Consider the following 13,118-nt stretch of genomic DNA (forward strand, 5'->3'; position numbering starts at 1 on the left):
CCCGGATTCCTTTACCGACCGAGTCAGCTTATAGTATGGTACGCCCAGATGTCGTTAAGGATGCAGGGTATGCAGCTAGATCACCAGGGCCTGGGAAATAGGTTTTCGTCGCTGTTATCGGCAGCGCGGTTTCCGCGCGCTGCCTATGATCAAATCATATTTGAGACGCAGGAGTGCGTGGTGTGCCCTACCTTGGGGTCAATATTGCCAAATTGGCTGTTGGTGGTTCCCAGAAGGCCGGTGATCAATTTTGCACAATGGCAAGCGGAAACTGGGTGCCTTGTAGGAGATGTTGTCAATACAATAGCCCGGGAATTCGAGCTTCGCCATGATCGGATAGTTTGGTTCGAGCATGGCCCATCGGAACTCGGCTCCTTAGTCGGTTGTGGCGTCGATTGGGCTCATTTGCACATCTTAGTGGATGCCCCATTCTCTCTATCGGAAATGGTGGCGAAGTCAGGAGAGACTCAGCCGCTGGATTGGCGTTTTTTCAACGCATCAGAATTGTACGAAATGGTGGATCGCAGCAAATCCTACCTGCTGGTGGGCTCTGGTAATGCCGGCCATCTGGCGCAGGATGTAGAGCACGTAGGATCTCAATTTTTGCGCAGGGTGATAGCGGAGTTGGTAGGTTTGAATGACGAATGGAATTACCGAACAAGCGGGCATCTTGCCAACGTGCAAGAGACGCTTATGCGGTTTCCCAGCAAGAATTTTATTGCGTGAGCACAGCTCCGGGATCCGACAACCTCAATGAAAGTGCCCCAGCCAACCGGGCTGGGGAATTCGCTAATCCGCTTAAACCACCTGAATATACCGACGGCAGACTACCTGGTGATTGGAGAAGTAAGTATCCCCCAGAGGCTCGAAAATGCATCAACCAAGAATCCGCAATTCTGGCCGCTGCATTAATTCTCTTCACCTTGTTAAGCGGTTTCTTCGTTGGAGTGGCGGACCAATCGATAGCAATCCCTCTAAGTTGGCTTGCGTTCGCCCTAGATCCAACTACTCCAGCTAAGCCACCTATTTTGCACGTGAGCTTTCGGTTTTTGGCAATTTATTTCGTTGGTGGCGTTGGTGGCGTGACTTTCTCTATCAAATGGTTGGTTCATTCCACTGCCAAGTGCAAGTGGCACCTAGATCGTCGTTACTGGCGCCTTTTCGTACCGTTGATCGGAGGGGTTTATGCTTGTGTAGTTTTGACGCTCCTCGACAGTGGCATTATCGGCAGTAATTCAGGCGAACCTCGGGCAGTGGCGCCGTCTGCGGCCTTAGCTTTTCTAGTGGGTTACTTTTCCGATGGTGTGAGCGGACTACTTTCAAATGTTGCGAATGCGGTCTTTGGAACTCTAGAGAAGAAATGACCGAGCACGCACTCTTCTCTGATGATTCGATTGTTTATGAATGGTCTGATATCTCGCGTCTGTCAGAGCAATTCGGTCCGAAAGGCGCGGGCTTAGCAGTCCTTCCGCAGCCATGGACGCCTCGATTTGCGTTGCTGAGCGCGGGTCTAGTCCAAAGCATTATTGAAAATTCTGGAAAGTTCTCGCAACTTCTGAATTCTTATCTATCTCGCGTACGCAAAATCGCTGAAGAAACGGGACAACTGTACGTGCGATCGAGCGTGATCGGCGAAACAATCTGGGAGAGGGGGAGCTTCACTAGTATACTCGTTCCGTATCGTTCTGACACATTTGCGAAGGATATTGTCGAAGCCGTTAATCAGATCACGGAATCTGCACAAGGAAGATCGATCGCACTGGTATTGCAAAGCTACATTCAGCCTCGTACCGGCGGAGAATTTGGAAACGTCTTACGAGTTTCGAAGACGCGTGACCAATGGGAACTTGCTTCTGAGACGTCTGGAAGAGTGTCTCGAACGCGACTGAATTCTCAGCGAGATGAAGCCTGGGATCCTCAATTGCCCCTAGATGTCAGAGGGCTGCCTCAAGGGCGGCTGTTCGGCTCGATCGCAGCTTGGATAAACAATGTTCTAATTCGTGGGACGGCTCATCGGGTGAATTGCGAATGGGTCGCAACTCACGACCGAGTTTATCTAGTCCAAATCGACGAGGAGACAGAGGACTTCACGGGCGTTAATCCATTCCAGCTCACGATACCCTCCATTCATCAACCGGCCGCTGCCGGCGGGACATACATAAGAGCTGCAGAGGAGGAGTCGATCGGGCGATGGGACAAACTGAAAGTCCTCAGTGAGTTGTGGGAGGAAGGAGCCTCTCATCAGCCTGTGCTGTTTTACGCGGAATTCTCAGCATTGCCCGCAAGCGATGACAAAGAGGGATTTACGCGTTTGGTTGAGGATTTTGAGGGCTTGATCGGGCCTGATGAGATTATCGTCAGGACAAGTGTTCGTGCAGGCGCCGAAAAGATCCCTAATCTTGGTCGGACGGAAGGGATGGATCCGCTTACGGCCGCCCAATGGTGTCTTGAGCAGCGTGACTTATCCTTGGAACAGGGCGACGGACTCGACGGGTTGGCGTTCGTCATCCACCGGTTTATGGCTGCGCGCGCGGCAGCTTGGGTTCGAGCAGATCCAAATAGTCCAGTGGTGGAGATTCATAGCCTTTGGGGCTTGCCTGATGCGTTGCAATACTGCCCATATGATATTTGGGAAGTGCATTTGCCAACCTCTGTTGCAACAGAATATCCAGACTACAAATCAAACATGATGGTGGCTCGGCAGGACGGCAGCTGGGAATACGTTCGTGTCAAGAATGAAGTTGCACGTAGTTTGAGTATCGGACGGCGTGAGGCTCTGGACATTGCTGGTCGGACGGCCGAAATCAGCCGGCGCTTGAACAAAGCTTGCCACGTAATGTGGTTTGTCGGATGTCGTGGCGGGGACGGAATGGACTTCAGCATTCCATGGTACTGGACAGAGGCGCACGAGGCAGAGCGAAATCTCGATCGCGCAAATTACCAACTTGTCCGCATCGCTGATCGTATCGACCTTGAAAAGTTTGATGCGGATGACGGTCCAAAAACGCGGTTAGCCTTGGAGCTGATGCCAACCGATCAGTCCCTTATGCGTGATATGTCTTTCATCGAGGCGGTCGGAGCGGTAGCGATGGCCGCATCTGTTCCTGTTTTCCTAGCCGGCTCGACATTAGCCCATGCATACTTTGCCCTTAGTCGAGCAGGGTGCGTTGTCATAGCAAGGGGAGAAAAAGAGCATTCTCGTATCCGTCGAAACGCAACCTTTGGAAAGATTGTAAGAGACAAAATACCTGATCGTATCGCGAGGAGAAAAGAGACAGGAGTCACTCAGAAAGTACCTGGAGAGTTCAAAAAGGCTTTTCTGACGGGCAAATTGCTTGAGGAAGCATTGGAGGTTCGTAGTGCGGACACGCCCGAAGAGAAGCGGGTCGAACTCGCCGATTTGTACGAGGTACTCCGCGCCCTGGCGAATGCCGAGCAAATCGGCATGGATGACGTTGTGAAAGCGGCTGATGTCAAAAGGGAAAAATCAGGGGGGTTTGATGATGGTCTCGTGCTAATGCAGACGGCCATCTTGGGACGAAACAAGCGTGGAATACCCGAATCTGAAAAACAAATGACTCAAGTCTTGGCTCGGAAAACAGCGAGCGACACCTTCGAGCTACCGTTCACCTTCTTCGGATTCATGGAACTTGATCAACCCCGATCTCTTACCTTTGATGCAGCCGGTGTCAGGCTGCATCTGACGCTGAAATCGGATCGACTCGAATTGAGAGTCTCAAGTGAAGCGGAACAGCTTGAACTCCCACTGGACTTCGTTGTTTCTGACGAAAGGGTTGAGTAGCTGCTTACGCGTAGCCGGAACGGCATTCGCGAGTTTGTGACATTAGGATGATCTCTGGCCTGCGGCTAGGTTAGGTCACCACGCAGTTGGTTTGCGACATGTTAAGCGTCTTTCATGCTTGCTTTCAGGCGATTTGCCTCAGGCCGGCCGCACCAGGATGTGTTTTTTCTTGCCCAATGAAAGCTTTACGACATGTTCCGGACTCAAATCCTGAAGCGTGACCAGTCGTCGGTCGTCGCTTATCGGCTGGTCGTTCAGGCGAACGGCGCCGCCCTGGATGTGCCGCCGTGCCTCGCCATTGGATGAAGCCAGCCCCGCGCTGACCAACAGCGACAGGATGCCGACGCCGGCTTCGAGCGCGGCCTTGTCCGTCTCGACGGTCGGCAACGTGTCGGCGAGCGCGCCTTCCTCGAAGGTCTTGCGCGCCGTCTCGCTGGCCTGTTCGGCGGCCGCGCGGCCATGCAGATGGCCGGTGATCTCGGTAGCGAGGATCTTCTTTGCCTCGTTGATCTCGGAGCCGCCCAGCCGCTCGAGCCGTGCGATCTCGTCCAGCGGCAGCGTGGTGTAGAGTTTCAGGAAACGGGCAACGTCGGCATCCTCGGTGTTGCGCCAGTATTGCCAGAATTCGTAGGGGCTCAGCATCTCCGGATCGAGCCACACCGCGCCCGAGGCCGACTTGCCCATCTTGGCGCCGGACGAGGTGGTGAGCAGCGGCGTGGTCAGTGCGTAGAGTTGCGCATCCTCCATGCGGCGGCCGAGATCGATGCCGTTGATGATGTTGCCCCATTGGTCGGAGCCGCCCATCTGCAGGCGGCAGCCGAGGCGCTTGTAGAGTTCGACGAAATCATAGGCCTGCAGGATCATGTAGTTGAATTCGAGGAACGACAGCGATTGCTCGCGATCGAGCCGCAACTTGACGGAATCGAATGCAAGCATGCGGTTGACGGAAAAGTGCCGGCCGACATCGCGCAGGAAATTGACGTAGTTGATCTCCATCAGCCAGTCGGCATTGTTGATCATGACCGCGTCGTTCGGACCGCTGCCGAATTTGAGGTAGGGCATGAAGTTGCGGCGGATGCCGGCGAGATTGGCGTCGATATCCGCGGGCGTCAGAAGCTTGCGCGCCTCGTCCTTGAAGGAGGGGTCGCCGATCATCGACGTGCCGCCGCCCATCAGCGCGATCGGCCGATGGCCGGTCTGCTGCAGCCAGTGCAGCATCATGATCTGGATCAGCGAGCCGGCATGCAGGCTCTTGGCCGTGGCGTCGAAGCCGATATAGGCCGTCACCGTTTCCTTGGCGAAAACAGTGTCGAGGCCGGCATCATCCGAGGTCTGGTGGATGAAGCCGCGCTCGCTCATCGTGCGCAGGAAATCGGATTTGAAGGCAGGCATGTTTTCTTTCCCGATGCGTACGCCCGGTCCGTCGCGGGCATATGTGAACGCGCGCGTTTAGCACCCAAGCGCGATCAGCAAAAGTGGATTCCGGTTTTGCGCCGGATCGCGCGCCAACCAAGAGTTGGCGATCAGCAAAAGTGGATTCCGGTTTGCGGCCGCGCGGATGGTGCCCGCGGCGATCCGGCTGCGATGCTTGCTTCATCGTTTCGGCTGGCGTAATGAGGCGCCGCGCCAAAAGGTTCTTGCAGCCCACGACCTCAAGCGGCACCGCACGGCATCCACAAAATGCCATATCCGACGACAGAGCCCCGACGCGACATGCCGGACGCATTGATATCCATTGTCATTCCTTGCAGGAACGAGGCGGCAAACCTGCCGCTGCTGATCGATGAGATCGAGGCGGCGATGGTTGGCCGCGACTTCGAACTGATCATCGTCAATGACGGCTCGACCGACGAGACCGCTGCCGTGCTATCCGAACAGGCCGCGCGTCGCCCGTTTGCGCTACGCGAGTTGCGGCATCAGAAGTCCGCGGGCCAGAGCCTCTCGGTGCGTTCGGGCGCCTGGGCGGCACGGGGCGGCATCGTCGCGACCATCGACGGCGACGGCCAGAACGATCCGCAATACATTCCGGTTCTGGTCGATGCGCTGCGCCAGGCGGGGCCCGATTTCGGCGCCGCGCAAGGGCAGCGCCTCAAGCGCCGCGACAGCAAGGTCAAGCAATTGGCGTCGCGGTTCGCCAACTGGCTGCGAAACGCCATCCTGCATGACGAGACGCGCGACACCGGCTGTGGCCTGAAGGCCATTCATACCGACATCCTGCGCAAACTGCCGTTCTTCGACGGCACCCATCGCTTCGTTCCGGCCCTGGTCATCCAGGAGGGGTATCGCGTCGTGCATTGCGACGTCGTCGACCGCTCGCGCCGGCACGGCAAATCGAATTACGGCATTTTCGATCGCGGCTTGCAGGGCGTGCTCGATCTCTGTGGTGTCTGGTGGTTGCGCCGCAGGCGCCGCAGAATGCCAAAGATAGAGGAAATCAGGCGTGGTTAACGTGCTTCAGGAACTGGCGACGTGGCTTCACCAGGTCTTCATCAAGCAATTCGACGCATGGGTGCTGCTCGGCTTCATCGCCCAGTTCTTCTTCACCATGCGCTTCGTGGTGCAGTGGCTGGCGTCCGAGAAAGCCAAGCGCAGCGTCGTGCCGGTGGCTTTCTGGTTCTTCTCGCTGTTCGGCGGCGGCCTGCTTCTGATCTATGCCATCCAGCGTCAGGATCCGGTGTTCATCGCCGGGCAGGCCATGGGCATGTTCATCTACATCAGAAATCTCTGGCTGATCGCCAATGAGCGCAAGGCGGCGATGACCAGGGTCGATTGAGCCCAAAAAGAAATGATCGGAGAGGCTCAAAAATGGCGTTGAACAGGAACTACATCTTCCTCTTCCTGTTCAGCCTGGTGATGACGGCTTGGGGGCTGGCATCCATGCCGCCGATCGACCGTGACGAGCCGCGCTTCGTCCAGGCCACCAAACAGATGGTCGAGAGCGGCGACTATGTCGACATCCGCTTTCAGGAGACCTCGCGCTATCAGAAGCCGATCGGCATCTACTGGCTGCAATCGGCGGCCGTGGCGCTGAGCGGGCAGGGTGCCGAGGCACCGATCTGGGTCTATCGCACGGTTTCGGCACTTGGCATTGCCATTGCCGTGCTGGCGATCGCCTGGACAGGGACCAATCTCTTCGGTGCCAATGCCGGCTTCGCGGCCGGCCTGGTGATGGCCGCGATCTTCGCCACCGCTTTCGAGGGCCGCGACGCCAAGACCGATGCGATGCTGCTGGCCTGCTGCGTGGCGGCGCAAGGCGCGCTGGCGCAGATTTATCTGGCATCGCGCCGTAATGAACCGGTCGCCGGCCATCTCTGGTGGATCTTCTGGATCGCGCAAGGGGCCGCGATCCTGATCAAGGGGCCGATTGCGCCGCTGCTGTCCGCGTTGACCATCGCGGTGCTGTTCGCCTTCGAGCGTGACGGGCGCTGGCTCTCGAAGCTCAGGGTTGGGCGCGGCTTGCTGCTTGTCCTGGTGATTGCGCTGCCCTGGCTTGCAGCGATCACCTGGAAGAGCCACGGTGCTTTCCTGCAGCAGGCCGTCGGCAAGGACATGCTCGGCAAGGTCGCGTCAGGCGCGGAATCGCACGGCCTGCCGCCCGGCTTCTATATGCTGACCTATTCGCTGTTCATGTGGCCGTTCGGCCTGATCGCGGTCGGCGCTGGCCTGCAGGCCCTCAACCGTCTGCGCGACGATGTCAGGCTGCGCTTCTGCCTCGCCTGGTACATTCCGTTCTGGCTCGTCTTCGAACTCATTCCCACCAAGCTGCCGCATTATGTCCTGCCGGCCTATCCCGGCATGGCGCTGCTGATCGGCTGGCTGCTGACATTGCAACCGCAGGATGCCAATGCGCCGCTCAGGCGCTGGCAGCAATGGTTGTGGTGGTCGACCGCATTCGGTCTTGTCGTGGTCAGCCTTGGCCTGGCGGCGGTCTGCATCGGAGCGCCGATCTACCTTGCCCACACTTTCTCCTGGTGGAGCATTCCGGCGGCCGCGGCCGCGCTCGGTGCAGGCTATTTCGCGTTTTCTCGGCAGTTGCAGGTGCCGCTGCCCCGCATAGGAGCCGCTGCCGCCTGTGCCGGTATCGCCTACGCCTTGCTGTTCGGGGTCATCGCCCCGTCGCTGAAGCCGATCTGGCTGAGCCCGGCGATCAAGGAAGCGGTGCGCGCCAACAAACCTTGCGACACGACGGTGCTGGCCTCGGCGCGCTATCAGGAGCCGAGCCTGGTGTTCCTGGTCGGCACGAAAACGGTGCTGACCGATGTCGGTGGCGTGGCGGAGCATCTGCTCGCCGATCCTGCTTGCTCCTTGGGCCTGGTGCCGATCGGCGACGAACAGAAATTGAATGGCATGCTGTCCGTGCAAGGCAAGTCGGCGAACCGCCTCGCCGAAGTCGACGGCCTCAACTATTCGTCGGGAGACAAACTGTCGCTCGGTCTCTACCGTATCGCGCAATGACTTCGGTGATGGGGTCGAGTTCCCAATGCTCGTGAAATCGCGTCCTCCAGTTTCCAGATCGCTCCTCGGGATAGGACGCCGATCCCTCGGCAATTTTCGCGACACCCTGCAGATCGCAAGACGGCGCCTTGCCGTTCGCCCGGGTCGCTATCCCAACATTTCGTGGTGGGCGTGGGGCCTGGTCTGGGTCTTTCTGACGGCAGCGGCCTTTGTCCGTCTCGATACGCCGGCAGGGGTGGCGCATGGCCAATGGTCGCCTGATGTGGCCAGGCTTGCCGAGTTCTTCACGCAATTCGGACTGGGCGGCTGGTATCTCATCCCGTCCGCGCTGCTGCTTGTGGCGGCCAATCTGACGGATTGGCGAAGCCTTTCGCGGCGCGCGCTGATGCTGGTCTACAGTTGGACTTGTCTGGCTTTCCTGGTGCTGAGCGCCGTTGGCCTGTCCGGCCTAACCGTCAATGTCCTGAAATATGCCATTGGCAGGGCCCGCCCGCTCTACTTCCAGGATTTCGGCGTCCTTGCGCTGCACCCTTTTGCCTTCGATGCGCGCTTTGCCGGCTTTCCGTCCGGCCATGCCACGACGATGGGTGCCGTGTTCGGTATCCTGCTGCTTTTGTTCCCGCGACGTTGGTACATCGCTTTGGCGGTCACGGCCTGCGTCGCCTCGACCAGGGTCTTCGTCGGCGCGCACTATCCGAGCGACACCGTTGCCGGCTTCGGCCTCGGCTGCGCCTTCGCGCTGGCGTGCGGACTGGTCTTTGCCAGGCTTGGCTTCATCTTCCGGCCGGCACCTTCAGGATTGCCGGTCCGCAAGCCATCGTTCCGGCTCATTGCCCCGGAAAAATAGATCGCTGCCGGACTATCAGCACGGCGGCAAGACACATGTCGAGGAGGCGGGCATTGCCCGCCCACTCATAGCCGCGAATGCAGATCGCCCGATGTCTTAGCGCAGCCGTTTCGGGCGCGGATCGGACAATTCTCCCGCTAGCCGGCGATCGAGATAGTCGGCGCATTCCTCGATCAGCACATCGGCGTCGTTGGCGAAGAAATGGTTGGCGCCGGGCAGGGTCTTCTGCGTGATGGTGATGCCCTTTTGCGTATGCAGCTTGTCGACCAGGCCTTGCACGTCCTTCGGCGGCGCCACCTTGTCGGCGTCGCCATGGATGATCAGGCCCGAGGACGGGCAGGGCGCCAGGAACGAGAAATCATAAGTGTTGGGCTGCGGCGCGATCGAGATGAAGCCTTCGATCTCGGGCCGGCGCATCAGGAGCTGCATGCCGATCCACGAACCGAAGGAATAGCCGGCCACCCAGCAGCTCTTGGAATCCGGATGCAGCGACTGCACCCAGTCGAGTGCGGCTGCCGCGTCCGACAACTCGCCGGTGCCGTGGTCGAACTCGCCCTGGCTGCGGCCGATGCCGCGGAAATTGAAGCGCAGTGTGGTGAAATCACGCTTCTGGAACATGTAGAAAAGGTCATAGACGATCTTGTTGTTCATCGTGCCGCCGAACTGCGGGTGCGGATGCAACACGATGGCAATCGGCGCGCTCTTTTCCTTCGAGGGCTGGTAGCGTCCCTCCAGGCGGCCAGCCGGACCGGTAAAAATGACCTCAGGCATGAAATACTCCACGTGACATATACAAGTGCGCGGCACCCGGAACTCTTCCTCTGGCCGCGCTTCCACAGACCTTGACGCAGGGCGAGCGTCTTCCTAGAAGCTAGTTTAGAATTGTTCAAAACTGGGTGGCCGAAACGCGATCGCCCGGTCGCACTCGCCGCAAGCCGCGTAAATAGGACGGCTTGCCTTGGAATTTCAAGGAAATAACGCCATACGTCGGCGGAATGGCGTCGGACGGGAAGAACTGGACGAAAATGGCCGCGATACGCGCCTATCTCGACTATAATGCCAGTGCACCGCTGCTTTCAGCGGCGCGCGAGGCCATGGTCGCGGCGTTTGACGCAGCCAATCCCTCGTCGGTCCATGCCGAGGGGCGTGCCGCGCGCAGGCTGGTCGACAATGCCAGGCGCGACGTGGCGGCATTGGTCAACGGCAAGGCTGAGCATGTCGTCTTCACCTCGGGCGCGACCGAGGCTGCCTCGACGCTCCTGACGCCGGACTGGCGGATGGGGCGCGGCGCCATTCGCATGAGCCGCCTCTACGTGTGCGAGGCCGACCATCCGTGCCTGCTGAATGGCGGACGCTTCCCGGCGGACCTGGTGACGCGGATCGGTGTCGGCGCTGATGGCATCGTCAGTCTCGACGCCTTGACGGCAGCGCTCGGCGGTCACGACAAGGCCGATGGCTTGCCGCTGGTCGCGATCCACGCCGCCAACAACGAAACCGGCGTCATCCAGCCGATCGACCGCATCGCGGAGGTCGTCAAGGCGGCGGGCGGCATTCTTGCCGTCGACGCCGTCCAGGCCGCGGGCCGCGTTTCCATCGATATGTCGGCTGGATACGCCGACTATGTGATTCTGTCCTCGCACAAGATGGGCGGGCCCAAGGGCGCTGGCGCCATCGTTGCCGCCGCCGACCTGATGATGCCGAGGCCGCTGATCAATGGCGGCGGCCAGGAAAAGGGCCACCGTGGCGGCACCGAGAACCTGCCCGGCATCGCCGGTTTTGGCGCCGCCGCGCGAGAAGCCCTGGCCGGACTGAACGCCATCGGTGCCGTGCGTCAGCGTCGCGATGCGGTCGAAACGTCGATCAAGACGCTGGTGCCGGATGTGGAAATCTTCGGAGCCGGCGCACCAAGGCTTGCCAACACGACATTCTTCGCTATTCCCGGCGTCAAAGCCGAGACCGCCCAGATCGCCTTCGATCTGGCGGGCGTGGCGCTTTCCGCCGGCTCCGCCTGCTCGTCGGGCAAGGTCGGGCCGAGCCATGTGCTGAAGGCCATGGGGTACGGTGACAGCCTTGGCGCCTTGCGCGTGTCGGTCGGTGCCGCGACCGGAGCCGAGGACATCGAACTGTTCCGCGCCGCGCTGGCAGGCATTGCCGCGCGCCGGGCGGGTAGAGAGAAAGCCGCGTAGCGGTTTGAGCATCGGACCGAAAATCCGATGCTTGAGAAAAACGGATTTGGGCTTCGGCCTGGTAGAGCCGTGCGTTTCATGCTGGCCGGGTGAATTTCCGGTCGGGGCGCACTATATTGAACTTACGCTGCCGCGGACGCTGCTCGGCGTCGAATCGGCGGTGCCATAGTTTGAAAACTGTCGGGCCTTGACCCCGGCGTGGATGGAGAACGCATATGCCTGCTGTGCAGGACACGATCGATCGGGTCCGAAAGATCGACGTCGACCAATACAAATACGGATTCCAAACCGAGATCGCTGTCGACAAGGCTCCCAAGGGCCTGAGCGAAGACATCATCCGTTTCATTTCGGCCAAGAAGGACGAACCGTCCTGGATGCTGGAGTGGCGCCTGGAAGCCTATCGGCGCTGGCTGACGCTGGAAGAGCCGACCTGGGCGCGCGTCAACTATCCCAAGATCGATTTCCAGGACATCTACTATTACGCGGCGCCCAAGAGCACGCCCGGACCGACTTCGCTCAGCGACGTCGATCCCGAGATATTGAAGGTCTACGAGAAGCTCGGCATTCCGTTGAAGGAGCAGGAAATCCTCGCCGGCGTGCAGAAGACCGACGTCTCGGAGCTCGAGGAAATCAGCGACAACGTCTACAAATCGGGCCGCGTCGCCGTCGACGCCGTGTTCGATTCCGTGTCCGTCGTCACCACCTTCAAGAAGGAGCTGGCGCAGGCCGGCGTCATCTTCTGCTCGATCTCCGAAGCGATCCGCGAGCATCCTGAGTTGGTCCAGAAATATCTCGGTTCGGTCGTGCCGACCTCCGACAATTTCTACGCGACGCTGAATTCGGCCGTGTTCACCGACGGCTCGTTCGTCTTCGTGCCCAAGGGCGTGCGCTGCCCGATGGAGCTGTCGACCTACTTCCGCATGAACGAGAAGAACACCGGCCAGTTCGAGCGCACGCTGATCATCGCCGAGGAGGGGGCCTACGTCTCCTATCTCGAGGGCTGCACGGCGCCGCAGCGCGACGAGAACCAGCTGCATGCCGCGGTGGTCGAACTGGTGGCGCTCGACGATGCCGAGATCAAATATTCGACGGTGCAAAACTGGTACCCCGGCGATGCCGAGGGCAAGGGCGGCATCTACAACTTCGTCACCAAGCGCGGCGACTGCCGTGGCGACCGTTCGAAGATTTCGTGGACGCAGGTCGAAACCGGCTCGGCGATCACCTGGAAGTATCCGAGCTGCATCCTGCGCGGCGACGATTCCTCGGGCGAGTTCTATTCGATCGCCGTTTCGAACGGCTACCAGCAGGTCGACTCGGGCACCAAGATGATCCATCTCGGCAAGAACACTTCGAGCCGCATCATCTCCAAGGGCATCGCCGCTGGCTTCTCCCAGAACACCTATCGCGGCCAGGTCTCGGCGCACCGCAAGGCGACCAACGCCCGCAACTTCACCAATTGCGACTCGCTGCTGATCGGCGACCAGTGCGGCGCGCACACCGTGCCCTATATGGAAGCGAAGAACTCGACGGCGCAGTTCGAGCATGAGGCGACCACCTCGAAAATATCAGAGGACCAGAAATTCTACGTCATGCAGCGAGGCATTCCCGAAGAGGAAGCGATCGCGCTGATCGTCAACGGCTTCGTCAAGGATGTCATCCAGCAGCTGCCGATGGAGTTCGCGGTCGAGGCGCAGAAGCTGATCGGCATCAGCCTCGAGGGGAGTGTCGGGTGAGTGACGACGAGGCAGAGAACGGTCCGCCGTTGGTGGCACGCGTCCACCAGTTTGACAGGGATTCTGGTGAGCTACCCGACGACTATCGGGCCAAA

General features: G+C 59.4%; 11 protein-coding genes. 9 read left to right on the plus strand and 2 right to left on the minus strand.

What is annotated here, in order from left to right:
* The first annotated feature begins 69 nt into the window (after positions 1-69).
* From FJW08_RS04965 to FJW08_RS04975, 3 genes are read left to right on the plus strand one after another with little or no spacing between them, the layout of a single operon-like run.
* Positions 70-726, plus strand: a complete 657-nt coding sequence (locus tag FJW08_RS04965) for a hypothetical protein (protein ID WP_140809278.1) — start codon at positions 70-72, stop codon at positions 724-726.
* Positions 723-1,364, plus strand: coding sequence for a hypothetical protein (locus tag FJW08_RS04970; RefSeq protein ID WP_140809280.1), 642 nt, complete (start codon positions 723-725; stop codon positions 1,362-1,364). The genes FJW08_RS04965 and FJW08_RS04970 overlap by 4 nt, the downstream gene beginning before the upstream one ends.
* Entirely contained in the window at positions 1,361-3,802 is a 2,442-nt protein-coding gene (locus FJW08_RS04975) for a nucleoside triphosphate pyrophosphohydrolase (protein ID WP_140809282.1), read from the plus strand. Before FJW08_RS04970 ends, FJW08_RS04975 begins: the two co-directional genes overlap by 4 nt.
* 138 nt (positions 3,803-3,940) lie before the next feature.
* Here the strand turns inward: FJW08_RS04975 and tyrS are convergent, their stop codons facing one another.
* Complete coding sequence (gene tyrS, locus FJW08_RS04980; RefSeq protein ID WP_140809284.1) at positions 3,941-5,194, minus strand: tyrosine--tRNA ligase; 1,254 nt, start codon at positions 5,192-5,194, stop codon at positions 3,941-3,943.
* A 321-nt stretch (positions 5,195-5,515) separates the two neighbouring features.
* Here tyrS and FJW08_RS04985 point away from each other — a divergent pair, with 321 nt between their 5' ends.
* Genes FJW08_RS04985 through FJW08_RS05000 form a run of 4 tightly spaced genes read left to right on the plus strand, consistent with a single transcriptional unit; the run spans position 5,516 to position 9,104 of the window.
* The gene (locus FJW08_RS04985; RefSeq protein ID WP_140809286.1) at positions 5,516-6,250 is read left to right on the plus strand and encodes a glycosyltransferase family 2 protein; all 735 of its coding nucleotides are present in this window, start codon (positions 5,516-5,518) and stop codon (positions 6,248-6,250) included.
* The gene (locus FJW08_RS04990; protein ID WP_140809288.1) at positions 6,243-6,575 is read left to right on the plus strand and encodes a lipid-A-disaccharide synthase N-terminal domain-containing protein; all 333 of its coding nucleotides are present in this window, start codon (positions 6,243-6,245) and stop codon (positions 6,573-6,575) included. The genes FJW08_RS04985 and FJW08_RS04990 overlap by 8 nt, the downstream gene beginning before the upstream one ends.
* 32 nt (positions 6,576-6,607) lie before the next feature.
* Positions 6,608-8,257 (plus strand): glycosyltransferase family 39 protein, encoded by a 1,650-nt coding sequence (locus tag FJW08_RS04995; RefSeq protein WP_181182836.1) that lies wholly within the window; start codon positions 6,608-6,610, stop codon positions 8,255-8,257.
* A gap of 25 nt (positions 8,258-8,282) precedes the next feature.
* The gene (locus tag FJW08_RS05000; RefSeq protein WP_140809290.1) at positions 8,283-9,104 is read left to right on the plus strand and encodes a phosphatase PAP2 family protein; all 822 of its coding nucleotides are present in this window, start codon (positions 8,283-8,285) and stop codon (positions 9,102-9,104) included.
* A 96-nt stretch (positions 9,105-9,200) separates the two neighbouring features.
* Here FJW08_RS05000 and FJW08_RS05005 read toward each other — a convergent pair whose 3' ends face one another.
* Positions 9,201-9,875: an alpha/beta hydrolase gene (locus tag FJW08_RS05005; RefSeq protein WP_027028091.1), complete on the minus strand. Its 675-nt coding sequence runs from the start codon at positions 9,873-9,875 to the stop codon at positions 9,201-9,203.
* A gap of 254 nt (positions 9,876-10,129) precedes the next feature.
* Between FJW08_RS05005 and FJW08_RS05010 the strand changes: the two genes are divergently transcribed.
* Both FJW08_RS05010 and sufB read left to right on the plus strand, forming a co-directional pair.
* Positions 10,130-11,290, plus strand: a complete 1,161-nt coding sequence (locus FJW08_RS05010) for a cysteine desulfurase family protein (protein ID WP_140809292.1) — start codon at positions 10,130-10,132, stop codon at positions 11,288-11,290.
* Between the two features lie 215 nt (positions 11,291-11,505).
* Complete coding sequence (gene sufB / locus FJW08_RS05015) at positions 11,506-13,023, plus strand: Fe-S cluster assembly protein SufB (RefSeq protein WP_140755226.1); 1,518 nt, start codon at positions 11,506-11,508, stop codon at positions 13,021-13,023.
* The last annotated feature ends 95 nt before the right edge of the window (positions 13,024-13,118 follow it).

It is taken from the genome of Mesorhizobium sp. B3-2-1 (assembly GCF_006439515.1).
Lineage (GTDB): Bacteria > Pseudomonadota > Alphaproteobacteria > Rhizobiales > Rhizobiaceae > Mesorhizobium.